Source organism: Mycolicibacterium fallax (assembly GCF_010726955.1).
In the GTDB taxonomy this organism is placed as follows: Bacteria; Actinomycetota; Actinomycetes; order Mycobacteriales; family Mycobacteriaceae; genus Mycobacterium; species Mycobacterium fallax.
On record NZ_AP022603.1, the window covers coordinates 1166782 to 1190195 of the forward strand.

The following is a 23414-nucleotide window of genomic DNA, read 5'->3' on the forward strand; positions in this document are numbered from 1 at the left end:
GCGTCCGGACATGTGTCTAATCCGGTAGTTCGGGAGTCGACCCGTCGCCGGCTGTCGGCCAAACAGGCCGATACCGTCGACCGGCTCGGCCGGGCCGCCGTCGAGGTGCTCAGCCGGGCGGGATTCGCGGGCCTGACCATCCGGATGGTCGCCGCCCAGGCCGGCGTCGGCGCGGCCACCGCATACACCTACTTCTCCTCCAAGGAACACCTGGTCGCCGAGGTGTTCTGGCGGCGGCTGGCCGGCACCCCGACACCCCCGCACGCCTCCACCGATCCCGTCGACCGGGCGGTCGGGGTGCTCCGGCACATCGCGCTGCTGGTGGCCGACGACGCCGAGCTTGCCGGGGCGGTGACCAGCGCCCTGCTCGGCAAGGATCCCGACGTCGAGGCCCTGCGGCTGCAGATCGGCATGGAGATCAACAAGCGGCTCAACGCGGCGCTCGGACCCGACGCCGACCCGGCGGTGGTGGAGGCGCTGGAGGTGCTCTACGCCGGGGCGCTGGTGCGCGCGGGCACCGGCCACGCGTCCTACCAGGAGATTGCCGATCTGCTGGAACGCTCGGCCCGCCGACTGCTGAGCTGATCCGGCGCAGTACCCGCGCCGCGCCGGTAGATTGGCGGCCATGTCGACCGGTGGCTTCGATCCCAACATTCCCCCGCAATACCCGCAGCAGGGCTTCCCGGCGCAGGTCAAACCCGGCGGGCTCGGGCTGCGCTTCCTGGCCCGGCTGCTCGACGGGTTCGTCATCTCCCTCGCCTCCGGGCTGCTGGGCTGGCTGTTCGGCGGCTTCGGCGACTCCGAGGTCTGGGGGATGGACTCCGGGGTGATGGTCACCGGCATGTTCTCCGGCCTGCTGACCTTCCTGTACTTCCTGGTCTGCGAATCGCAGCTGGGCTGGACCCCGGGCAAGAAGATCCTCGGGATGCGGGTGCAGGGCCCGCACGGCGCCGCCCGGCCGACCGCCGGCCAGGCCGCCACCCGCAACCTGTTCACGCTGCTGCAGCTGATTCCGTGCCTGGGCTGGATCCTGGCACCGATCGCCTACATCGTGATCGCGGTGACGATCAGCAACAGCCCCACCAAGCAGGGCAAGCACGACGAGATGGCCGGCGGCACCCAGGTGCTGGAAAACGCCTGAACCGCTACAGGTTGCGGTTCCACTCCATCCAGCCGGTACCCACCCGGCCGTCGTCCAGCCGGACGTTGACCCAGGCCCGCGGGAACTGCGCGACCCGGCCGTCGTCGGCGACCAACCGGACCGGGGCGTGCGCGAGCACCTCGACGTCCCCGGCCAGCTCGCCGGGCGCCAGCCGCAGCCGGGTGCGACCGGGCAACCCGTCGGCGCCGAAATCGGTGTCGGCGCGGATGTCGGTCAGCTCGATCAGCGGCGTGCCGGTTCGCTGCGCGTAGCCGATCCCGACGGTGTCGGCCAGCCCGGGGACCCGGACCTGCACGCCGTGCAGCCGGGTTCCGTCGCGAAGATGCAGCGCGAACCACATCCAGTCCACCCCCCACCAGTCCCGCACGCCCCAGGAGTGGTCACGCTGTCCCGGCGCAGCGCCGACGGTGCGGGCTACCCCGTCGACGGCGACGGCACCGGAGACCTCGCACGGCAGCTCGTAGCGGCTGGTCGCGGTGTACCGGTAGGGCTGCCCGTCGGTGTGCCAGATCAGATCCGCCTCCACGCGGACCGGCCGGCCGGGCTCGCCGCGCAGCAGCGCCGCCGGGTCGTCGTAGGCCATCGCGGTGCCGTCGAAGCGCACCCGGTAGAGCTGCAGCCGTTCGGCGGCCCACTGGGTCAGGGTGAAACCGTCGGCCTGCACCTTGGCCGGGTCCACCGGCACCGCGGCGGTGAAGTCGTTGAGCGCGACGGTCGGCAGGCCCGGCCCGCACAGCAGCGCGTTGATCCAGGCCCGCCCCTTGTTCGGGTAGAGACCGAGCCGGACCCAGCCGCCGAGACCGGCACCGAGGTCGGCGAAGTCGAAGTACCAGCTCTCGTTCCACAGCGCCTCGGGTCCGGGCGGGTGGCCGACCTCGTCGGCGGGATCCGGCAGGTTCGGCTGCTGCAGTTCCGGTGCGTTCGACACCCAACCAACCTAGGCCACGCCGCTGCGCGCAACACCGATTCGGGCGCGGTCCTCAGCGACCGAGCGAGAAACTCTCCCAGGCCTCGCGGCGCTGCCCGTGCGGGTCCAGCTCGACGCGACTGTGCCGATCGAAGACCAGCACCGGGCGGTCAGTGGTGTTGTAGCGCGGCCAGTCCGGGCCCGGCACGCCGGTGCTGCCGAACGCCCGCCAGCGGTTTTGCAGGTCATTGCTGACCCGGCGGGCGGCCTTGCGGTCCCCGGCCGCGGTCAGCACCGACCCGAACCGGCTGCGGTAGACGTCGAACACCGCCAGCAGCTCGGTGGCGTGCGTGGCACCCAGGCCCGACCAGGTCAGCGTGCGGGGCGAATAGTCGTAGCGGTAGACGTAGGTCGGCGCGTGCACGCTGTGCGCGTCCGCCAGCTGCCACACCGCCGAGGTGAACGCGAAGTCACCGCCGAGCTGCACGCACGCCGCCGACGACGGATATTCCGGGTAGGCCGCGGTGATCCGGTCCCGTCCCTCGATGCCCTGGGTGGCCAGCAGCGACTCGATGCGCCCCTCCGACAGCGGCAGCAGTTTGAGGAACCGGCTGAACAACCGGGCCTCCTCGGCGTTGCTGCCGACGATCAGCGGCACCCGGAGCGCCCGGCCGCTGCGCATCGCCTCCAGCGGCTCGATCGGCAGCACGTCGGTGCCGTAGGTCGGTCCGAGCGGAAACGCGCCGAGCATCTCCGCGTTGGCGATCTTCAGCAGCCGGTCAACGGCGTCGACCAGCAGCGCCGGGTCGGCGGTGCGCAGCGCCGCGGCGGCGTGGCCGGGCGCCAGGCCGAGCAGCTCGGCGAACCGGCCGGCGAACACCTCGGCGGTCTCGGCGGAGCCGGTCATCCCCGCGGCCGGGCTCTCCGCGATCACCTGGGCGAACAGGCCCTCGGCGTCCGGGACCGCGAGCAGGGTGCCGACCGCGTGCGCGCCTGCGCTTTCGCCGAAGATCGTCACCCGGTCCGGGTCACCGCCGAACGCCCCGATGTTGTTCTGCACCCACCGCAGCGCCAGCAGCAGGTCGCGGACGAACAGGTTGGACTCCATCGGGTGCTCGGGGGTCGAGAGCGCCGAAAGGTCCAGGCAGCCCAGCGGTCCGAGCCGGTAGTTGACCGCGACGTACACGCAGCCGCGGCGAGCCAGCGCGGCACCGTCGTAGATCGGGGTGGCCGAGCTGCCCAGCATGTAGGCGCCGCCGTGCACGAACACCATCACCGGCAGCGGCTCTTCCCACGTTCGGGCCGGGGCCACCACGTTGAGGGTCAGGCAGTCCTCGCCCATCGGCTGATAGCGGCCGACCCCGGTGACGGTGTACATCTTCTGCTGCGGGGCGCACCGGCCGTGCGCGTGGCAGTCGCGCACGCCGCGCCACGGCTGCACCGGCTGCGGCGCCCGGAACCGCAGTGGTCCGACCGGCGCGGCGGCATAGGGAATCGCCCGCCAGCGGTGCACGCCGTCGCGGGTGAAGCCCTCCACAATGCCGCTGTCGATGGTGGCGCGAATGGTCCTTTCGTGCATGACCCGAACGTAGCCGACACGCGTGCCCGCCCGCACGCGACCTGCCGGGCACCCCGGCGGTTACCGTTGCACCATGCGGATCCCCCTGTTGGTCGCCGCGCTGGCGCTGCTGGTGGCGGGCTGCTCGCCGGGCGGCGGCGACGGAGCGGCGGGCACCCTGGGGCCCAGCCTGACGCCGCTGACCGGCAAGCCCCGGGTCTCGGCGACCACCCCGAGCAGCACCACGACGACCACGACCACCCCGTCGACCTCGGCGACCCCGACGGCGGCGCCGGCGCCCGGCAGCCCGATCGGCGCGGTGGCCGCCTGGATCGACGCGGGCACCCCGGTCGAGGCCGGCGACTTCCACAGCGCCACCCGCGATGGGGAGATGACCCCGCTGCCCGACGGGGTGGCCTTCTCGCTGCCCGGCGGCGCGGCGAAGTGCATGACCGACCCGGCGCTGGGCACCGACTCGATGTCCTGCCTGCTGACGGTGTCCAACCCGCTGCCGCAGCCGATCGGCCAAGAGGGCCACTGGGTGCCGGGCTGGGTGGACTACGACGGCGGCACCGTCCTGGTCGGGGCACTGCGCGCCGATCCGGGCCCGTTCGGTGCCGGCGCCGGTCCGGAACTGGCCTACGGCAGCGCGCTGAAGTTCGGTGACTTCCGCTGCCGCGCCGACCAGACCGGGCTGTTCTGCATGAACTACGCGCGCCAGACCGCGGTGCGACTGTCCGCCGACGGGGTGACGCCGTTCGGTTGCCTGCAGCGCGTCGACGCACCCGTGGTGGTCGGCGCCAAGTACGGCTGCTGACCGGCCGCGACCCGAGCGGTCAGCGCCAGCCGTCGGCGGCCTTGGCCGCGGCCAGCAACTCGTCGCACAACTGGCGCAGTTCGGCGGCGCCGGCGCCCTCGGCGACCGCGCCCGCGACGTCCTCGGCCGCGCAGCGCACCTGGTAGATCCGGTCCGACAGCCCCGCGGCCTCCTCCGCGGTCAGCACCACCGCGTCCTCGGGCACCGAGCTGCCCTTGACCGCGGCCCGCTGCTCGTAGGCGCGCTGACGGCAGGACTGTCGGCAGTACCGGCGCGGCCGGCCCAGCCCGGCGTCGGCGATCTCACGCCCGCACCACTGGCACGGGCGGGCCCGCACCCGCGTCGATGAACCCATGACACGACTCTAAACCGCCGGTTTTGCCTTTCCCGGTATCCTTGAGGGCAGCGCCGCGTGATCCGGGAACAGCGACGGCTTGTGCTGCGTTGACCGATGCGGCTCGAGCCGGAGCTGGGCAGGATCGCCAGGCGCGCCGAGCAGTGCCCGGGATGTGCCACACCCGCCCGGGATTTTCATCGAAGGAGTTGTTGACGATGGCCGATCGCGTCCTGCGCGGTTCACGCCTCGGAGCCGTGAGCTACGAGACCGACCGCAATCACGACCTGGCGCCGCGCCAGGTTGCCCGCTACCGCACCGATAACGGCGAGGAGTTCGACGTCCCGTTCGCCGACGACGCCGAGATCCCGCACACCTGGCTGTGCCGCAACGGCATGGAGGGCACCCTCATCGAGGGTGACGCCCCGGAGCCGAAGAAGGTCAAGCCGCCCCGCACGCACTGGGACATGCTGCTGGAGCGCCGCTCCGTCGAGGAGCTGGAGGAACTGCTCAAGGAGCGCCTGGACATCGTCAAGGCCCGTCGCCGCGGCGGCGCCTGACCCACCCGCGCGGCGCGCCGTGCGCCGCCGCCAACGAGCACAAGAAAACGCCCGGCTGGGAGACCCCAGCCGGGCGTTTCACATTTTGCGTGGGCGCCGCGCTCAGCCGCTGAACTGGTCGCCGCGGGCCCGGGCCATCCGGCCGGCGAAGCCCCACTGCGCGACCTTCGTCATCGCCTCGCGGATGTTCGACCCGCTCATCTTCGACACGCCGAGCTCACGCTCCGTGAAGGTGATCGGCACCTCGATGACGGTGAACCCGTTGTTGATGGCCCGCCAGGTCAGGTCGATCTGGAAGCAGTAGCCCTTGGAGTCCACGGCCGACAGGTCGATCTTCTCCAGCACCTCGCGCCGGTAGGCCCGGTAGCCGGCGGTGATGTCGTTGATCTTGACCCCCAGCAGCAGCCGGGAGTAGGTGTTGGCGGTCTTGGACAGCACCAGCCGGCGCCACGGCCAGTTCACCACGGTGCCGCCCTCGACGTAGCGGGAGCCGATCGCGACGTCGGCGCCGGCGTCCACGGCGTCGAGCAGCCGGTGCAGCTGCTCGGGGGCGTGGCTGCCGTCGGCGTCCATCTCCACCAGCACCGCGTAGCCGCGGCCGAGCCCCCACCCGAAGCCGGCCAGATACGCCGCGCCCAGGCCGTCCTTGGCGCCGCGGTGCATGACGTGCACCCGGTCCGGGTCGGCCAGCGCCAGCTCGTCGGCCAGCTCACCGGTGCCGTCGGGGCTGCCGTCGTCGACGACCAGGACGTGCACGTCGGGGCGTGCGGCGTGCACCCGGCCCACGATGAGCGGCAGGTTCTCCCGCTCGTTGTAGGTGGGGATGATCACCAGGGTGCGCTGGCTGGGGCGCTCACCGGTCATGGGACTCCTCGGTGCTGACGGGGACCGGCCGCCGGCGGCGACGGATCATTCGCAGGAACACACCATTCTGCATTATCCCGGCGAGCAGACCACCCACCCCGGCGGCAACCAGCACCCACTGGATCGCCGCGCCCCACCGGGTGGCGGCCGTGAGCGTGGTTTTCAGCCGGATCCCGGCATCCAGAAACGCCGGCTCGAAGAACTCCGTGCGAGCGACCTCACGTCCGTCCGGGGCGATGATCGCGCTGATCCCGGTGGTCCCGGCGACCAGCACGTAGCGGTCATGCTCGACGGCGCGGGCCCGGGCCACCGCCAGCTGCTGCTCGCTCATCGCGGCATTGAAGGTCGCGTTGTTGGTGGGGACCGCCAGCACCTGGGCGCCGTTGTGCACCGATTCGCGCGGCGCCCGGTCGAAGATGACCTCCCAGCAGGTGCTCACCCCGATCGGGACGCCGGCGGCGGTCACCACCCCGGTGCCGTGGCCGGGCACGAAGTAGCCGGCCCGCTCGGCGTACGACGACAGCCTGGCGAAGAAGGACCGCCACGGCAGGTACTCGCCGAACGGCTGGACGATCTGCTTGTCGTGCCGGTCGACCGGCCCGTCGACCGGATCCCAGACGATCACCGAGTTCGACGAGGCCGGATTCTGCCGGGTCGCCTCGGGGCGCAGCAGCACCCCGCCGACCAGGATCGGGGCGCCGATCGCGGCGACCGCCTCGTTGATCGCGGCCCGGGCGTCGGGGTTGGCCAGCGGGTCGATGTCGGAGGAGTTCTCCGGCCACACCACGAACTGCGGCTGGGGCTGACGGCCGGCGTGCACCTCGTCGGCCAGCGCCTTGGTCTGCGCGACATGGTTGTCCAGCACGGCGCGGCGCTGGGCGTTGAACTCCAGCCCGAGTCGCGGCACGTTGCCCTGTACCACCGCGGCGGTGACCACCGGGTCCTCCCCCGCCCCCGCGCCGGCCCGGCGGACCTGCGGGTAGGTCAGCGCGGCCACCATCAGCACCACGGCGATGCAGACGCCGGGCAGCACCACCGCGGGCGGCAGGTCGTGGTGACCGTGGCGCCACCAGTCGGCGATGCCCAGCGCCAGCGCGCCCAGGCTGAACCCGATCAGCGCCGCACCCAGCGACAGCAGCGGGACCCCGCCGAGCTGCACCAGCGGCAGCAGCGGGCCGGTGGTCTGGCCGAACCCGGTCACCCCCCACGGAAAACCACCGAACGGGATGCTGGTCTTGAGCCATTCGACGCTCACCCACAGCAGCGCGAACCAGATCGGCCAGCCGGGCAGGTCGCGCACCACCACCGCGGCCAGCCCGAACAGCGCGGGGAACAGCGCGCACAGCAGCCCCAGCATCACCCACGGGAACCAGCCGACCAGCCCGCTGATCCACGGCAGCAGCGGCAGATAGAACGCCAGCCCGAACAGCAGCCCGTACCCAAACCCCCCGGCATAAGTCACGGCGGGCCGGGTCACGCCGGGCCGGGCCACGCCGGTGCCAGTCGCCGCCCCCCGCGTCAGCACCCAGCCCAGCAGCGCGAACGCCAGCGGCGCGCTCCACCACCAGCCGATCGGCGGGAAACTCGCGCACATCAGCAGGCCCGCGACCACCGCGACGCCCATCCGGGCCAGCCGGGGCCGCAGCCACGCCCAGAACCGCAGCGCCACGGCGACCGCGAACAACGCCGCCCGGCGCGCCGGCGTCGGCCCGGCCGGCGTCGGCCCGGCCGGGGTCTGCCCGATCGCGGCGTCGGCCTCGGGCAGCACCGCGTCGTCGGGCTCGGGTGCGACGGTCCGCAGACCGTCGGTGTCCTCGCCGGGCTCAGTCATCGCATCCTCCGAACAGCACCGCCCCGCGGTGCACGGTCTGCCGGCAGCGCGGCAGCACGTCCTCGTCCTCCAGCGCCGGCAGGGCCGGCACCCGGGACCGCGGGTCCGTCGACCAGCGTTCCACCTTGTCCGCGGGTGCGGCGACGATCAGGTCATCGACGTCCCAGACGGCGTAGCACGCCGGGGCGCCGGCGACCAGGGTTCCGGTGATGCCGTCGCGCACCCCGGCCGCCCGCCAGGCGCCGCGAGTCGCCGCGCTGAACGCCGCGCGCGCCGAGATCGCCGCGCCGGGGGTCCGGTGGCCGGCCGCGGCCCGCACCGTCGACCAGGGATTCAGGTCGGTCACCGGGCTGTCGGAGCCGAACGCCAGCGGCACCCCCGCGGCGGCCAGCGCCGCGAACGGGTTGAGCCCCGCGGCCCGCCGGGCGCCGAGGCGGCGGGCGTACATGCCGTCGGGCCCGCCCCAGCACGCGTCGAAGTTGGGCTGCATGCTGGCGACCACGCCCCAGGACCCCAATTGGCCGGCCTGCTCGGCGTCGACCATCTCCAGGTGTTCCAGCCGGTGCCCGCAGCGCGCGACGGCCGGCACCCCGAGCCGGTCGACCACCCGGGCCAGCGCCGCCACCGCGGCGCTGACCGCGGCGTCGCCGATCACGTGGAAGCCGGCGGTGATACCGGCCTCGGTGCAGGCCATCAGGTGCGCGGTGACGGCATCGAGGTCCAGGTGCGCGACGCCGGTGCAGTCCGGAGCGTCGGCGTAGGGGCTGTGCAGCCACGCGGTGTGCGAGCCGAGGGCGCCGTCGACGAACAGGTCCCCGGCCAGTCCGGCGGCGCCGGTCGCGGCCAGCAGCGCGCGGGCCTGCTCGGCGTCGGTGACGGCTTCGCCCCAGTAGCCGGTCACCTGAACGCCGTGGTCATGCTCGCGCAGTTCGTCCCAGTCCTGCCGGCCGCCGATCTCGGGGCCGGCGCATTCGTGGACCGCGACGATGCCGTGGGCGGCGAAGGCGTCCAGGGCGGCGGCGCGGGCGGCCGCGCGCTGATCGGCGGTCAGCAGCGCGCGGGCGGCGGCGCGCACCCGGTGGTGGGCGGCGACGGTCAGCGGGCCGACGGGGTGGTGGCCGGGCGCCTCGGCCAGGTCGGCGACCCGGCGGCGCAGCCCGGTGCTGGCCAGCGCGGAGTGCGCGTCGATGCGGGCCAGGTACACCGGCCGGTCGCCGCAGACCGCGTCGAGTTCGGCGAGGGTGGGCGCGGTGCGTTCCGGCCAGCCGGTCTCGTCCCAGCCGTGGCCCCAGATCACCAGCTCCGCGCCGGCCGCCCCGACCGCGGCCGCCACCAGGTCCAGGCAGTGTCGCTTGGAGGTCGCGGCCCGCAGGTCCAGGCCGATCAGGCCCAGGCCGGTGGCGGTGGTGTGCACGTGCGCGTCGACGAAGGCGGGCGCGACGAAGGCGCCGTCGAGGTCGACGATCCGGGCGTCCGGGTGCAGGGCGCGGCCGACCTCGTCGGTGCCGAGCCAGGCCACCACGCCGTCGCGAACCGCCATGGCGGTGGCGTCGGGGTGGCTGGGGCTGTGGATCCGGCCACCCAGCAACAGCGTTGTCACACGAGTGAACCTACTGTGCCGGTGGGATCACCCGTCCCGGGAGTTGCCCGGTCGGACCGCTGGACGGCTGCTCGTCACCCAGCCAGACCGTCTCGATGACCTCGCCCTCGATGTAGTCCGCGCGGCCGGCACCGAATCCGCGGGCGCCGATGTCGGCGAACACCACCCGCTTGGTGAGGCTGCGGGCGGCCAGTGCGGTAGCCGCCGGGCGCAGCGCGGCACGGGTCGGCGACACCAGCATCGCCATCCCCAACAGGCTGCTGACCAGGCCGGGAACCGAGACCAGCACGGTGCCCAGGGCGATCAGCGCGCTGTCGGTGACCGCGCCGGCCGGGCCGCCGGTGGCCGCGGTGCGGCCGAACTCCCCCGACATCAGCCGGGCGAGCTGGCGACGCAGCTGCGTGCCCGCGACCAGCAGCCCGATCAGCATCGCCGCGATCAGCACCAGCAGGGTGGGACCGAAGCCGATCCACCAGATCAGGCCGATGACAGCGGCCAGCTCGATGAGCAGGTAGGCGGCGAGAAACCGACGGATCATGTGCTGCCAACGAGTGAGGCCGGCCGGTGGTTCCGCGCGCAGACTTCGATCACGGGACTCGCCTGATCTCCAACGCGACATTGCGCTGCTCGCCGCTGCGCAGCTTGGAGAAGAAGTTGAACACCTTGCCGACCAACCCGTAGCGCCGGCCGATCGCGTCGTAGGCGTCCTTGACCCGGTCCTTGTTGATCGATGCCAGCGCCTCGACGGCCTCGCTCTTGGGGTTTCCCCGGGCGTCGCAGACCGCGATGGTGACCCGGGGGGTGTTCCGGATCCGCTTGACCTTCCAGGAGCTCTCCTCGGTGATGACGATCAGTGCGTCGCCGTCGGGCGCGGCCCAGATCGCGGTCGGCTTGGGCCGGCCGTCCTTGGTGAAGGTGGTCAGCAGGAGGTACTTCGCGCCGGCGACATCGGCGAAGGTGAGGGCCATGAGCCCACGGTACCCACCGGGCGTGGGGATAATCGCCCACGCAAGTAGAACAAATAAGTAGTACATTGGCGGGGTGGGTGAAGTATCAATCCGGACGCTCAACCAGGAGACCTCCAAGGTGCTCGCCCGCGTCAAAAGCGGCGAGGAGATCACCCTCACCGAACGCGGCGTGGTCGTCGCGCGGATCACCCCGGCCACAGCCAGCCCGCTGGCCGCCCTGATCAGCGCGGAAAGGGTCCGGCCGGCCAGCCGAACCGGCGCGGCCCCGCGACCCACCATCCCGGCGCACGACGGTGTCGACTCCGCGGACGTGCTGAGCCGGATGCGCGACGACGAGCGCTACTGATCGATGATCTACCTGGACACCTCGGCCCTGGTGAAACTCATTCGCCTCGAATCCGAGTCCACCGCACTCGCCGACTGGCTCGACGCCCGGACCGAGTCCCGGTGGATCACCTCGACCCTGACCGAGATCGAACTGCCCCGGGCGATCCGCGCCATCGCCCCCGAGGGCCTGGCGTCGGTGCCCGGCGTGCTGGCCCGGCTCGATCGCTTCGAGATCGACGACGTCGTCCGCGCGACCGCGGCCGCATATTCGGACCCGACGCTCCGTTCGCTGGATGCGATACACCTGGCGACCGCCCAGATCGCCACCGCGGCGGCCCCGTTGATCGCATTTGTCAGCTACGACCGCCGGCTCGGCGACGCCGCTGCGGCGGCCGGCCTGGTGGTCGCTGCGCCGACAGCGGGCAAACGCCGCTGATTCGCGTCGCCGGCCGGCCAACCCCACCCGGGCCAGACGGCGACCGCGCTGGGCTCGACGGCGGCGAGGCGGTCCTCGTCCGTGCCGCCATGACGAGCAACTCGGTCAGCGCTAGCCCTCCAGCTCCCCCTCGGTCTCCAGCAGCACCCGGCGCAGTCCGTCGAGGGTGTCCCGCGAGGGTTCTGCCCACATGCCGCGCTCGACGGCCTCCAGCAGTCGTTCGGCCATGCCGTGCAGCGCCCACGGGTTGGCCTCGGCCATGAACTTGCGGTTCACCTCGTCCAGCACGTAGCTCTCGGTCAGCTGCTCGTACATCCAGTCGGCCATCACGTGCGCGGTGGCGTCGTAGCCGAACAGGTAGTCCACCGTGGCGGCCATCTCGAAGGCGCCCTTGTAGCCGTGCCGGCGCATCGCGCTCATCCAGCGCGGGTTGACCACCCGCGCCCGGAACACCCGGGTGGTCTCCTCGTTCAGGGTGCGGGTGCGCACCGCGTCGGGCCGGGTGTTGTCGCCGATATAGGCGGCCGGATCCTTTCCGGTCAGCGCCCGCACCGTGGCGACCATGCCGCCGTGGTACTGGAAGTAGTCGTCGGAGTCGGCGATGTCGTGCTCGCGGGTGTCGGTGTTCTTGGCCGCCACCGCGATTCGCCGGTAGGCCCGGTTCATGTCGTCGACGGCCGGCGCCCCATCCAGGCCGCGGCCGTAGGCGAAGCCGCCCCAGGCGGTGTACACGCTGGCCAGGTCGGCGTCGTCGCGCCAGTTGCGTGAGTCGATCAGCTGCAGCAGCCCGGCGCCGTAGGAGCCCGGCTTGGAGCCGAACACCCGGGTGGTGGCGCGGCGCAGGTCGCCGTGCTCGGCGAGATCGGCCTGGGTGTGGGCGCGCACGTGATTGTCCTGGGCCGGCTCGTCCAGCCCGGCGACCAGCGCGACGGCGTCGTCGAGCATGGTCACCACGTGCGGGAAGGCGTCCCGGAAGAAGCCGGAGATCCGCACCGTGACGTCGATGCGGGGGCGACCGAGTTCGGCAAGCGGGATCGGCTCCAGGTTCACCACCCGCCGTGAGGCGTCGTCCCAGACCGGCCGAACCCCAAGCAGCGCAAGGACTTCGGCGATGTCGTCGCCGGAGGTGCGCATCGCCGAGGTGCCCCACACCGACAGCCCGACCGAGGACGGCCAGTCGCCGTGATCGGCCCGGTAGCGCTGCAGCAGCGAGTCGGCCATCGCCACCCCGGTCTCCCAGGCCAGCTTGGAGGGCACCGCCTTGGGGTCCACCGAGTAGAAGTTGCGCCCGGTGGGCAGCACGTTGACCAGCCCGCGCAGCGGGGAGCCCGACGGGCCGGCCGGGATGAAGCCGCCGGCCAGCGCGTGCAGCACCCGGTCGATCTCACCGCCGGTGCCGGCCAACCGCGGCACCACCTCCTCGGCGGCGAACCGCAGCACGGCGCCGACCTGCGGATCGTCGGTCAGCTCGGCGACGGCGCAGGGGTCCCAGCCGCGCTCGGCCAGCCCGGCGACCAGGCCCCGGGCCCGCTCCTCGGCGTCATCGACGGCGCCGCGGGCGGCGCTGCCGTCCTCGTTCAGCCCGAGCGCCTCGCGCAGCCCCGGCACCGACTGGGTGCCGCCGAACAGTTGCCGCGCCCGCAGGATGGCCAGCACCAGATCCACTTCTGCTGCCCCGCTGGGCTTTTCGCCGAGGATGTGCAGGCCGTCGCGGATCTGGACGTCCTTGATCTCGCACAGCCAGCCGTCGACGTGCAGCAGCATGTCGTCGAAGGAATCCTCGTCGGGGCGGTCGGCCAGGCCCAGGTCGTGATCCATCCGGGCGGCCCGCATCAGCGTCCAGATCTGCTGGCGGATGGCCGGCAGCTTGGCCGGGTCCAGCGCCGAGACGTTCGCGTGCTCGTCGAGCAGTTGCTCCAGACGCGCGATGTCGCCGTAGCTTTCGGCGCGGGCCATCGGCGGGATCAGATGGTCGACGAGCACGGCGTGCGCCCGGCGCTTGGCCTGGCTGCCCTCGCCCGGATCGTTGACCAGGAACGGGTACACCAGCGGCAGGCTGCCCAGCGCGATGTCGGAACCGCAGTCGGCGGACATGCCCAGGGTCTTGCCCGGCAGCCACTCCAGGTTGCCGTGCTTGCCCAGGTGTACCACCGCGTCGGCGCGGAACTGCGGGTCGGCGCCGAACTCGCCGGATTCATCCTCGGCGAGCCTCGTGCTCGCGGAACTACACCGCTCGCCGAACTCGCCGGATTCATCCTCGGCGAGCCTCGTGCTCGCGGAACTACACCGCTCGCCGAACTCGCCGTCCAGCCAGCGGTAGGCGGCCAGGTAGTGGTGGCTCGGTGGCAGGTCGGGATCGTGGTAGATCGCCACCGGGTTCTCCCCGAAGCCCCGCGGCGGCTGCACCAGCAGCAGCACGTTGCCGGAGCGGATCGCGGCGATGACGATTTCGCCATCCGGATCGCGGCTGCGGTCGACGAACATCTCCCCCGGCGGCGGGCCCCAGTGCTCGACGATCCGCGCCGCGGCGCCGGCGGGCAGGGTGGCGAACCAGGCGGCGTAGTCGGCGGCGCGCACCCGGATCGGGTTGGCGGCGAGCTGCTCCTCGGTGAGCCAGGCCTGATCCTGTCCACCGCGCTCGATCAGCGTGTGCATCAGCGCGTCGCCGTCACCGGCCGCCACGATGGCGCCCAATTCGCCGGGCTGGCCGGGTGTTTCGCCGATGTTGTAGCCGGCCTCGGCCATCGCGGCCAGCAGCCGGATGGCGCTGGCCGGGGTGTCGAGTCCGACCGCGTTGCCGATCCGGGCGTGCTTGGTCGGGTAGGCCGAGAAGACCAGCGCCACCTGCTTGTCGGCGGGCCGGATGTGCCGCAGCCGGGCGTGCCGCAGGGCCAGCCCGGCGACCCGCGCGCAGCGTTCCGGGTCCGCCACGTAACTGATCAGGCCGTCGTCGTCGATCTCCTTGAACGAGAACGGGACGGTGATGATCCGGCCGTCGAACTCGGGCACCGCGACCTGGCTGGCCACATCCAGCGGGGACACCCCGTCGTCGTTGTCGCTCCACTGTTCGCGGCCGGTGGTCAGGCACAGGCCCTGCAGGATCGGAATGTCCAGGGCGGCCAGGTGTTCGACGTTCCAGCTGTCGTCGTCGCCGCCGGCCGAGGCGGTCGCCGGCCGGGCGCCGCCGGCCGCCAGCACGGTGACCACCATCGCGTCGGCGCCGGCCAGGGTGTCCAGCAGTTCGGGTTCGGCGGTGCGCAGCGACGCGCAGTAGACCGGCAGGGCGCGGCCGCCGGCCTCCTCGATGGCCGCGCACAGCGCCTCGACGTAACCGGTGTTGCCGGCCAGCTGCTGGGCCCGGTAGTAGAGCACCGCGACCACCGGCCCGGTGCCGGTGCTTTCGCGCTGCAGGCTGCCCCAGGTCGGGATGACGGCCGGTCCGGCGAAGCCGTAGCCGGTCATCAGCACCGTGTCGGTCAGGAACGCGTGCAGGTTGGCCAGGTTGGCCACCCCGCCCTGGGCCAGGTACAGGTGCGTCTCGACGGCGGTGCCGGCCGGCACGGTGGAGCGGTTCATCAGCTCGGCGTCGGGGGTCTGCTCGCCGCTGACCAGCACGGTCGGCACCCCGGCGGCCAGCACCGCGTCGATGCCGTCCTCCCAGGCCCGATACCCGCCGAGGATCCGCACCACCACCAGGTCAACCCCGGCGAGCAGCTCGGGCAGGTCCTCGACCAGCAGCCGGGACGGGTTGGCCCAGCGGTAGCGGGCGCCGCTGGCGCGGGCGGTGAGCAGGTCGGTGTCGGAGGTCGACAGCAGCAGGACGGTCGGGGTCTCGTCGGCGGCGGGAACGGCGGTCACCGCTCATTCGTACCGTATTGCCGCGCCCCGGTCCGCGCCACGTACCGTGGACCGGTGGCCCGCACCCGCGCCGACGACGCCTGCCCCGGCGCGCTGCAGCTGCATCAGGCGGCTGACGGCGCGCTGGCCCGCGTCCGGCTGCCCGGGGGCATGCTCGGCGCCGCCGAACTGCACGCGCTCGCCGTCATCGCCGTCGAATTCGGCTCCGGGACCCTGGAGTTGACCACCCGCTCCAGCCTGCAGGTCCGGGGCATCGCCCCCGGCGACGAGGCGGCCGTCGCCGCGGCCGTGGCGGCCGCCGGACTGCTGCCCGCCCCGGCCCACGAACGGGTCCGCAACATCATCGCCTCCCCGCTGACCGGCCGCAGCGGCGGCGACCGCGACGTCCGGGACTGGGTGCGGGATCTGGATGCCGCGATCGGGGCCGATCCCGACCTGGCCGCGCTGCCGGGGCGGTTCCTGTTCGCGCTGGACGACGGCCGCGGCGACGTTGCCGGGCTGGGCGCCGACGTCGGGGCCCGGGCGTGCACCGACGGTTCGGCGGCGCTGCTGCTCGGGGGCGCCGACACCGGGCTGCGGCTGGCGCCGGAGACCGTGGTGGACACCCTGATCGCGGTGGCCCGCCGATTCCTGGCGGTCCGCGCGACGGCCTGGCGGGTGACCGAGCTACCCGATGCCGCGGCGCTGCTCGACGGGCTGACGCCGGCCGACGGGGCGGCGATACGCACCGATCGCGGCGCTCGGGTGCCGGTGGCCGGTGGCCCGCCGGTGGGCTGGATCGACCAGGACCGGCCGGCCGGGCTGGTGAGCCTGGGGGCCGCGGTGCCGCTGGGGGTGCTGCCGGCGCGGACCGCGGAGTTTCTGGCCGCGATCGAGGCTCCGCTGGTGGTGACGCCGTGGCGATCGGTGCTGGTCTGCGATCTGACCGAGGCGATCGCCGACACCGCGTTGCGGGTATTGGCCCCAATGGGGCTGGTGTTCGACGCCGGGTCGCGATGGTTGTCGGTCAGCGCCTGCACCGGCAGTCCGGGCTGCGCGAAGTCGCGGGCCGATGTGCGCGCGGACGCCGCGGCGGTGGTGGCCGGCGGGCCGATCCACCTCGACGGCGGGGTGGTCGAGGGACCCGCGGTGAACGAGGTCCGGCGGCTGCATCTGGTCGGCTGCGAACGAGCCTGCGGCAACCCGCATGACGGCCGGCTGCTGATCGCCACCGGCTCGGGCTACCGGCCCGAACCTGACCCCGCGGCGGCGCTGGACGGCTCAGCGGCCGCCGGACCGGCTCAGCAGGCGCCGTAGCGCAGCAGGTCGGCCGCGGTCACCAGGCGTTCGTGCTTGGCGGGGAACTCCCGGGACTTCACCGGGTGCCGAAAGTAAGACCAGGCGATCCGCCCCACCCGGGACCGGGTCAATGCGTAGTCGTGCATTCGGTTGACGTGCCTTGACTTGACGCCCACGGCCATCACTCCTGCAGTCGGAACTGGTTACTGACTCACTATTTGCTGACTCGAAGTCTCAGGCTACCCAAGAACCCCGACGAGTCAATTAGAGCCCTGAACCCCGGCAAAGCGGTCCAGACACGCCGAGTAAACATTCAATGTTACGAATGTGGCTGGTGTGACTTAATCTTAAGAACAAGGCGCAGCCCTGACCTGTGATAGATGCTGGCAGAAAGCTGTTTCCATAACTTTCTCAGGGTTCCGTTATCATTTCGTTGCCCATGATGCAGCAAATGCGACTGCTAACTGGAGCAAGCACTGCGGAGTGTCCGAGCTCACACTTTCGGGTGGGTCGAGTCCGAGGTAATAGTTGCGGGGCGCAAAACGGACCGAAAACGGACAATGCAAACGGACCCGCGCGGATCACTCCGCGCGGGTCCGGAAAACAGCAGGTCAGCGCTGTGGGGCGGCCGTCGGCGCGATCGGCGCCGGCAGCGCGGTCTCCCCCATCAGGTAGCGGTCGACGCCCGCGGCGGCGGCGCGGCCCTCGGCGATCGCCCACACGATCAGCGACTGCCCGCGGCCCATGTCACCGGCCACGAACACCCCGGGCACCGAGGTCTGGAAGTCGTCGTCGCGGGACACGTTTCCGCGCTCGGTCAGCTCGACACCCAACTCGGTCAGCAGGCCCTCGCGTTCCGGGCCGACGAAGCCCATCGCCAGCAGCACCAGGTCGGCGTCCAGCTCGAAGTCCGAGCCCTCCACCTTCTCGAACCGCCCGCCGACCATCGCGACCTCGTGGGCGCGCAGCCCGGTCACCCGCCCGTTGTCGCCGACGAACTGCTCGGTGTTGACCGAGAACACCCGCTCGCCGCCCTCCTCGTGCGCCGAGGACACCCGGAACATCAGCGGGTAGGTCGGCCACGGTGTGGACTCCGCGCGGGTCTCCGGCGGCCGGGGCATGATCTCGAACTGGTGCACGCTGGCCGCGCCCTGGCGGTGCGAGGTCCCCAGGCAGTCCGCGCCGGTGTCACCGCCGCCGATGATGATGACTTTCTTGCCCTTGGCGGTGATCGGCGGCTGTCCGTCGGCGTCGGTCACCGGATCGCCGAGCTGGACCTTGTTGGCCCACGGCAGGAACTCCATCGCCTGGTGGATGCCGTCGAGCTCACGGCCCGGGATCGGCAGATCCCGCCAGGCCGTCGCCCCGCCGGCCAGCACGACGGCGTCGAAGTCCTCCCGCAGTTGCTCGACGGTCAGATCCACCCCGACGTTCACCCCGGCCCGGAACTCGGTGCCCTCGGCCGTCATCTGCTCCAGCCGGCGGTCGATGAAGCGCTTCTCCATCTTGAACTCGGGGATGCCGTAGCGCAGCAGCCCGCCGATCCGGTCGGCGCGCTCGAACACCGTCACGGCGTGCCCGGCCCGGGTCAGCTGCTGGGCCGCGGCCAGACCGGCCGGACCGGATCCCACCACGGCCACCTTTTTACCGGTGTGCACCTGCGGCGGCAGCGGCGTGACCCAGCCCTCGTCGAAGGCGTTCTCGACCAGCTCGACCTCGACCTGCTTGATGGTCACCGCGTCCTGGTTGATGCCCAGCACGCAGGACGCCTCGCATGGCGCCGGACACAGCCGCCCGGTGAACTCCGGGAAGTTGTTGGTGGCATGCAGGCGCTCGATGCCGTCGCGCCAGCGACCGCGGAAGACCAGGTCGTTCCACTCCGGGATCAGGTTGCCCAGCGGGCAACCGTTGTGGCAGAACGGGATCCCGCAGTCCATGCAGCGCGACGCCTGCACCTGCAGGGTCTCGTGGCTGAACTCCTGGTAGACCTCTTTCCAGTCCTGCAGCCGCAGATCGACCGGCCGCCGCGCGGGGGTCTCGCGGTGGGTGTGCTTCATGAAGCCGCTTGGATCACCCACGAGCGGCCGCCATGATCACGTCGTTGAGCTCGGTGTCGGTCAGCCCCGAGGCCTGCGCCTCGGCGATCGCCGTCATCACCCGTTTGTAGTCGCGTGGCATCACCTTGACGAACTTCCTCTGCTCGGTGTCCCAGTCGGCCAGCACCCGCTGCCCGACCGCGGAATCGGTGGCCTCCACATGCGTGGAGATGATCTGCTGCAGCCAGTCGGCGTCCTCGACGTCGATGTTCTCCAGCTCGACCATCTCGGCGTTGAGGTTGGTCGCCAGCGTGCTGTCGGCGTCGTAGACGAACGCCACCCCGCCGGACATCCCGGCGGCGAAGTTGCGCCCGGTGTGGCCCAGCACGACCACCCGGCCCCCGGTCATGTATTCGCAGCCGTGGTCGCCGACGCCCTCGACCACCGCGGTGGCCCCGGAGTTCCGCACCGCGAACCGCTCGCCCACCACGCCGCGGATGAACGCCTGGCCGCTGGTGGCGCCGAACAGAATCACGTTGCCGCCGATGATGTTGTCCTCGGCGACGTAGCCCGCCGGCCCATGCAGCGACGGCCGCAGCACGATCCGGCCGCCGGAGAGCCCCTTGCCGACGTAGTCGTTGGCATCGCCATGCACCCGCAGGGTGATGCCGCGCGGCACGAATGCCCCGAAGCTGTTGCCCGCCGACCCGGTGAAGGTGATGTCGATGGTGCCCTCGGGCAGCCCCTGCTCGCCGTAGGCCTTGGTGACCTCGTGGCCGAGCATGGTGCCCACGGTGCGGTTCACGTTGGTGATCGCGGTCTCGAAGGCCACCGGGGTGCCGTCGTCCAGCGCGTCGCGGCAGGCGGTGATCAGCTGCTGATCCAGCGCCTTGTCCAGGGCGTGGTCCTGCTTGGAGGTGCAGTACAGGTCCTGGTTCATGAACGCCGACTCGGGTTCGTAGAGCACCGCCGACAGGTCCAGCTTGTAGGCCTTCCAGTGCTCCTGGGCGCGCACCGTGTCCAGCGCGCCGACCTGACCGATGGCCTCGTTGAGGGTGCGGAATCCCAGCTGCGCCAACAGTTCCCGGACCTCCTCGGCCAGGAACAGGAAGAAGTTCTCGACGAACTCCGGCTTGCCGGTGAACCGCTGCCGCAGCACCGGGTTCTGGGTGGCGACCCCGACCGGGCAGGTGTCCAGGTGACAGACCCGCATCATGATGCAGCCGGAGACCACCAGCGGTGCGGTGGCAAAGCCGTACTCCTCGGCGCCGAGCAGCGCGGCGATCATCACGTCGCGGCCGGTCTTGAGCTGGCCGTCGACCTGCACCACGATCCGGTCGCGCAACCCGTTGAGCAGCAGCGTCTGCTGCGTCTCGGCCAGGCCCAGCTCCCACGGCGCACCCGCATGCTTCTGCGAGGTCAGCGGGGTGGCGCCGGTGCCGCCGTCGTGCCCGGAGATCAGCACCACGTCGGCGTGCGCCTTGGAGACGCCGGCGGCGACGGTGCCGACACCGTTCTCGCTGACCAGCTTCACGTGCACCCGGGCGGTCGGGTTGGCGTTCTTCAGGTCGTGGATCAGCTGCGCGAGATCCTCGATCGAGTAGATGTCGTGGTGCGGCGGCGGGGAGATCAGCCCGACGCCCGGGGTGGAGTGCCGGACCTCGGCGACCCACGGGTACACCTTGTGCCCGGGAAGCTGTCCGCCCTCACCGGGTTTGGCGCCCTGGGCCATCTTGATCTGGATGTCGGAGCAGTTGGTCAGGTAGTTGCTGGTCACACCGAAGCGCGCCGAGGCCACCTGCTTGATCGCGCTGCGCCGCCAGTCCCCGTTGGCCTCCCGCTCGAAACGCTCGACGGCTTCGCCGCCCTCACCCGAGTTCGACCGTCCGCCAAGGCGATTCATCGCGATGGCGAGGGTCTCGTGGGCCTCGGCGGAGATCGAGCCGTAGCTCATCGCGCCGGTGGAGAACCGCTTGACGATCTCGGCGGCCGACTCGACCTCCTCGATCGGCACCGGCGGGCGCAGACCCTCCTTGAAGGTCAGCAGGCCGCGCAGCGAATGCATCTTCTCGCTCTGGTCGTTGACCAGCGCGGTGTACTCCTTGAACACCTGGTACTGCCCGGTGCGGGTGGAGTGCTGCAGCTTGAACACGGTGTCCGGGTTGAACAGGTGGTACTCGCCCTCGCGACGCCACTGGTATTCGCCGCCGACCTCGAGCTCGCGGTGCGCGCGCTCATCGGGCCGGTCCAGGAAGGCCAGGGTGTGCCGCACCGCCACGTCGGCGGCGATCTCGTCGAGCCCGATGCCGCCGGTGGCGCAGTCCAGCCCGGTGAAGTACTCGTCGAGCACCCGACGGCTGATGCCGATGGCCTGGAACAGCTGCGCGCCGGTGTAGGACGCCACGGTGGAGATGCCCATCTTCGACATCACCTTGAGCACGCCCTTGCCGGCCGCCTTGACGTAGTTGTCCTTGGCCTTGTCGCTGCTCAGGGCCTCGATGATGCCGCGGTCGATCATGTCCTCGATCGACTCGAACGCCATGTACGGGTTGATCGCGGCGGCGCCGAAGGCGATCAGGGTGGCCATGTGGTGGACCTCGCGGGCGTCACCGGCCTCCACCACCAGACCGACCTGGGTCCGGCTGCCCTCGCGGACCAGGTGGTGGTGCACCGCGGCGGTCGCCAGCAGCGACGGGATCGGGGCCAGCCACTCGTTGGACTCGCGGTCGCTGAGCACGATCAGCCGGGCACCGTTGCGGATCGCCTGGGACACCCGCTTGCGGACGTCTTCGAGCGCCTTGCGCAGGCCCGACCCGCCGTCGGCCACCGGGTACAGGCACTGGATCACCGCGGCGCGCAGGCCGTGCCTGCGGCCGCGGATCTCGTGGGCCGGGTCGACGTTGACCAGCTTGGCCAGATCGGCGTTGCGCAGGATCGGCTGCGGCAGCACGATCTGCCGGCAGGAGTTCTCGTCGGGGTTGAGCAGGTCACCCTCCGGCCCGATCACGGCCTGCAGGCTGGTGACCACCTCCTCGCGGATGGCGTCCAGCGGCGGGTTGGTGACCTGGGCGAACAGCTGCTGGAAGTAGTCGAACAGCATCCGCGGGCGCTGCGAGAGCACCGCGATCGGGGTGTCGGTGCCCATCGAGCCCAGCGCCTCGGCCCCGGTCCGGGCCATCGGCGCGATCAGCAGGTTCACCTCTTCGTAGGTGTAGCCGAAGATCTGCTGGCGGGCCACCACCCGGTGGTGCGGCATCTTGACGTAGTTGCCCTGCGGCAGCTCCTCCAGCGTGAACAGCCCGTCGTCGAGCCACTGCCGGTACGGCTGCGCGGCGGCCAGCTCGGCCTTGATCTCGGCATCGGAGACGATCCGGCCCTGGGCGGTGTCCACCAGGAACATCCGGCCGGGCTGCAGCCGCATCCGCTTGACCACGGTGGCCGGGTCCAGGTCCAGCACACCGACCTCCGAGGCCATCACGACCAGGCCGTCGTCGGTGATCCAGACCCGCGACGGGCGCAGGCCGTTGCGGTCCAGCACCGCGCCGACGACGGTGCCGTCGGTGAAGCAGACCGAGGCCGGTCCGTCCCAGGGCTCCATCAGCGACGAGTGGTACTGGTAGAACGCCCGCAGCTCGGGGTCCATCGCCTCGTTGCGCTCCCAGGCCTCCGGGATCATCATCAGCACCGAGTGCGCGATGCTGCGCCCACCCAGGTGCAGCAGCTCGAGCACCTCGTCGAACCGGGCGGTGTCCGAGGCACCGGGGGTGCACACCGGGAAGATCTTGTTCAGGTCGTTGTGATAGCCGAAGACGTCGGTGTGGATCAGCGACTCCCGAGCGATCATCCAGTTCTCGTTGCCGTTGACGGTGTTGATCTCACCGTTGTGGGCGACCCGGCGGAACGGGTGCGCCAGCGGCCAGGACGGAAAGGTGTTGGTGGAAAAGCGCGAGTGCACGATGCCCAGCGCCGATTCCATCCGGTCGTCCTGCAGGTCGAGGTAGAACTCGCGCAGCTGCGGGGTGGTCAGCATGCCCTTGTAGACGAAGGTCTGGCCGCTCAGGCTCGGGAAGTACACCGTCTCCCGGCCGGGGCCGTCCTGGCCGGGCCCCTTGGTGCCCAGCTCGTGCTCGGCGCGCTTGCGGATGACGTAGGCCCGGCGCTCCAGCTCCAGGCCGGATTCGCCGCCGACGAAGATCTGCCGGAACACCGGCATGGCGTCGCGGGCCAGCGCGCCAAGCAGCGAGTCGTCGGTGGGCACGTCGCGCCAGCCCAGCAGCTCCAGGCCCTCGGCCTCGACGATCTTCTCCACCGCCGCGCAGGCCGCGGCGGCGTCGCGCTCGGACTGCGGCAGGAAGGCGATGCCGGTGGCGTAGCTGCCGGGCTCGGGCAGCTCGAAGGGGGCGGGCTGTTCCCGGCAGACCTCCCGGAAGAACCGGTCCGGGACCTGGATCAGGATGCCGGCGCCGTCACCGGTGTTGGGCTCGGCTCCCGCGGCCCCGCGGTGCTCCAGGTTGAGCAGTGCGGTGATGGCGTGATCAACGATCTTGCGGCTGCGACGGCCGTGCATGTCGACGACCATCGCGACGCCGCAGGAATCGTGCTCGTATGCGGGGTTGTAGAGCCCTACGCTGCTGGGCATAACCACCTGACCCTTCGATAGGTCTGCGGTCGGCCGGTGACGCTGTGGCGCGCCGCCCGTCGTCCTCAGATGTGGGGGTGGCGTCTTGGCGCGCCGCCCGTGGTCTTCAGATGTGGTCGGCGACGCTTCGTTGCGCCGCACGCGGTCCGGGACGGGCTGTGCCCCGAGACCAATCGTGTCCCCGGAACCACCATGCAGCGCTGGACGGCGGCCCGCTTCCTCGGGTCACAAATTCGCTA

Annotated in this window: 19 protein-coding genes; 7 read left to right on the forward strand and 12 right to left on the reverse strand. The window is 71.6% G+C overall.

Annotated features, from left to right (window positions below; genetic code table 11):
- The first annotated feature begins 12 nt into the window (after positions 1-12).
- Positions 13-585 (forward strand): TetR/AcrR family transcriptional regulator, encoded by a 573-nt coding sequence (locus tag G6N10_RS05530; RefSeq protein WP_234810467.1) that lies wholly within the window; start codon positions 13-15, stop codon positions 583-585.
- Between the two features lie 40 nt (positions 586-625).
- The gene (locus tag G6N10_RS05535; protein ID WP_085093976.1) at positions 626-1141 is read left to right on the forward strand and encodes an RDD family protein; all 516 of its coding nucleotides are present in this window, start codon (positions 626-628) and stop codon (positions 1139-1141) included.
- 4 nt (positions 1142-1145) lie between these two features.
- On the opposite strand, the gene G6N10_RS05540 is transcribed toward G6N10_RS05535, so the two are convergent.
- Together G6N10_RS05540 and G6N10_RS05545 are read right to left on the reverse strand one after the other, a co-directional pair.
- On the reverse strand, positions 1146-2090 hold the full coding sequence (locus tag G6N10_RS05540) for a DUF7064 domain-containing protein (protein WP_085093974.1): 945 nt from the start codon (positions 2088-2090) through the stop codon (positions 1146-1148).
- Between the two features lie 52 nt (positions 2091-2142).
- The gene (locus G6N10_RS05545) at positions 2143-3648 is read right to left on the reverse strand and encodes a carboxylesterase/lipase family protein (RefSeq protein WP_085093972.1); all 1506 of its coding nucleotides are present in this window, start codon (positions 3646-3648) and stop codon (positions 2143-2145) included.
- A 73-nt stretch (positions 3649-3721) separates the two neighbouring features.
- Between G6N10_RS05545 and G6N10_RS05550 the strand changes: the two genes are divergently transcribed.
- Positions 3722-4444: a hypothetical protein gene (locus tag G6N10_RS05550; RefSeq protein WP_085093970.1), complete on the forward strand. Its 723-nt coding sequence runs from the start codon at positions 3722-3724 to the stop codon at positions 4442-4444.
- A gap of 19 nt (positions 4445-4463) precedes the next feature.
- Here the strand turns inward: G6N10_RS05550 and G6N10_RS05555 are convergent, their stop codons facing one another.
- Positions 4464-4799, reverse strand: coding sequence for a hypothetical protein (locus tag G6N10_RS05555; RefSeq protein ID WP_085093968.1), 336 nt, complete (start codon positions 4797-4799; stop codon positions 4464-4466).
- 197 nt (positions 4800-4996) lie between these two features.
- Here G6N10_RS05555 and rbpA point away from each other — a divergent pair, with 197 nt between their 5' ends.
- The gene (gene rbpA, locus G6N10_RS05560) at positions 4997-5338 is read left to right on the forward strand and encodes an RNA polymerase-binding protein RbpA (RefSeq protein WP_085093966.1); all 342 of its coding nucleotides are present in this window, start codon (positions 4997-4999) and stop codon (positions 5336-5338) included.
- 102 nt (positions 5339-5440) lie between these two features.
- Here the strand turns inward: rbpA and G6N10_RS05565 are convergent, their stop codons facing one another.
- From G6N10_RS05565 to G6N10_RS05585, 5 genes are read right to left on the reverse strand one after another with little or no spacing between them, the layout of a single operon-like run.
- The gene (locus tag G6N10_RS05565) at positions 5441-6202 is read right to left on the reverse strand and encodes a polyprenol monophosphomannose synthase (RefSeq protein WP_085093964.1); all 762 of its coding nucleotides are present in this window, start codon (positions 6200-6202) and stop codon (positions 5441-5443) included.
- On the reverse strand, positions 6192-8033 hold the full coding sequence (lnt, locus tag G6N10_RS05570; RefSeq protein ID WP_109750436.1) for an apolipoprotein N-acyltransferase: 1842 nt from the start codon (positions 8031-8033) through the stop codon (positions 6192-6194). Before lnt ends, G6N10_RS05565 begins: the two co-directional genes overlap by 11 nt.
- Positions 8026-9633: an amidohydrolase gene (locus tag G6N10_RS05575; protein ID WP_085093962.1), complete on the reverse strand. Its 1608-nt coding sequence runs from the start codon at positions 9631-9633 to the stop codon at positions 8026-8028. Before G6N10_RS05575 ends, lnt begins: the two co-directional genes overlap by 8 nt.
- A 10-nt stretch (positions 9634-9643) precedes the next feature.
- Positions 9644-10171 (reverse strand): FxsA family protein, encoded by a 528-nt coding sequence (locus tag G6N10_RS05580; protein ID WP_085093960.1) that lies wholly within the window; start codon positions 10169-10171, stop codon positions 9644-9646.
- Positions 10172-10220: 49 nt separating this feature from the next.
- Positions 10221-10601: a PPOX class F420-dependent oxidoreductase gene (locus tag G6N10_RS05585; RefSeq protein ID WP_085093958.1), complete on the reverse strand. Its 381-nt coding sequence runs from the start codon at positions 10599-10601 to the stop codon at positions 10221-10223.
- Positions 10602-10674: 73 nt separating this feature from the next.
- On the opposite strand from G6N10_RS05585, the gene G6N10_RS05590 reads away from it, so the two are divergent.
- Positions 10675-10947 (forward strand): type II toxin-antitoxin system Phd/YefM family antitoxin, encoded by a 273-nt coding sequence (locus tag G6N10_RS05590; protein ID WP_085093956.1) that lies wholly within the window; start codon positions 10675-10677, stop codon positions 10945-10947.
- Positions 10948-10950: 3 nt separating this feature from the next.
- Positions 10951-11364, forward strand: coding sequence for a type II toxin-antitoxin system VapC family toxin (locus G6N10_RS05595; RefSeq protein WP_085093954.1), 414 nt, complete (start codon positions 10951-10953; stop codon positions 11362-11364).
- Between the two features lie 111 nt (positions 11365-11475).
- Here the strand turns inward: G6N10_RS05595 and G6N10_RS20295 are convergent, their stop codons facing one another.
- On the reverse strand, positions 11476-15222 hold the full coding sequence (locus tag G6N10_RS20295) for a cobaltochelatase subunit CobN (RefSeq protein ID WP_234810466.1): 3747 nt from the start codon (positions 15220-15222) through the stop codon (positions 11476-11478).
- 54 nt (positions 15223-15276) lie between these two features.
- Between G6N10_RS20295 and cobG the strand changes: the two genes are divergently transcribed.
- Complete coding sequence (gene cobG / locus G6N10_RS05610; protein WP_085093952.1) at positions 15277-16518, forward strand: precorrin-3B synthase; 1242 nt, start codon at positions 15277-15279, stop codon at positions 16516-16518.
- Here cobG and G6N10_RS05615 read toward each other — a convergent pair.
- The 3 genes from G6N10_RS05615 to gltB form a co-directional block, all read right to left on the reverse strand.
- On the reverse strand, positions 16503-16676 hold the full coding sequence (locus G6N10_RS05615; RefSeq protein ID WP_163742131.1) for a hypothetical protein: 174 nt from the start codon (positions 16674-16676) through the stop codon (positions 16503-16505). The two genes, cobG and G6N10_RS05615, sit on opposite strands and share 16 nt — an antisense overlap.
- Before the next feature lie 435 nt (positions 16677-17111).
- Positions 17112-18578 carry a glutamate synthase subunit beta gene (locus tag G6N10_RS05620; protein WP_085093948.1) on the reverse strand — a complete coding sequence of 489 codons (1467 nt, stop codon included), beginning with the start codon at positions 18576-18578 and terminating at the stop codon, positions 17112-17114.
- The gene (gene gltB, locus G6N10_RS05625) at positions 18571-23175 is read right to left on the reverse strand and encodes a glutamate synthase large subunit (RefSeq protein ID WP_085093946.1); all 4605 of its coding nucleotides are present in this window, start codon (positions 23173-23175) and stop codon (positions 18571-18573) included. Before gltB ends, G6N10_RS05620 begins: the two co-directional genes overlap by 8 nt.
- Between the last annotated feature and the right edge of the window lie 239 nt (positions 23176-23414).

Coding starts and splice junctions, on each gene's coding strand:
- G6N10_RS05535 (WP_085093976.1), top strand. CDS start 626: ATGTCGACCGGTGGCTTCGATCCCAACATTCCCCCGCAATACCCGCAG.
- G6N10_RS05565 (WP_085093964.1), bottom strand. CDS start 6,202: ATGACCGGTGAGCGCCCCAGCCAGCGCACCCTGGTGATCATCCCCACC.
- lnt (WP_109750436.1), bottom strand. CDS start 8,033: ATGACTGAGCCCGGCGAGGACACCGACGGTCTGCGGACCGTCGCACCC.
- G6N10_RS05595 (WP_085093954.1), top strand. CDS start 10,951: ATGATCTACCTGGACACCTCGGCCCTGGTGAAACTCATTCGCCTCGAA.
- G6N10_RS05580 (WP_085093960.1), bottom strand. CDS start 10,171: ATGATCCGTCGGTTTCTCGCCGCCTACCTGCTCATCGAGCTGGCCGCT.
- G6N10_RS05550 (WP_085093970.1), top strand. CDS start 3,722: ATGCGGATCCCCCTGTTGGTCGCCGCGCTGGCGCTGCTGGTGGCGGGC.
- rbpA (WP_085093966.1), top strand. CDS start 4,997: ATGGCCGATCGCGTCCTGCGCGGTTCACGCCTCGGAGCCGTGAGCTAC.
- gltB (WP_085093946.1), bottom strand. CDS start 23,175: ATGCCCAGCAGCGTAGGGCTCTACAACCCCGCATACGAGCACGATTCC.
- G6N10_RS05545 (WP_085093972.1), bottom strand. CDS start 3,648: ATGCACGAAAGGACCATTCGCGCCACCATCGACAGCGGCATTGTGGAG.
- G6N10_RS05555 (WP_085093968.1), bottom strand. CDS start 4,799: ATGGGTTCATCGACGCGGGTGCGGGCCCGCCCGTGCCAGTGGTGCGGG.
- G6N10_RS05585 (WP_085093958.1), bottom strand. CDS start 10,601: ATGGCCCTCACCTTCGCCGATGTCGCCGGCGCGAAGTACCTCCTGCTG.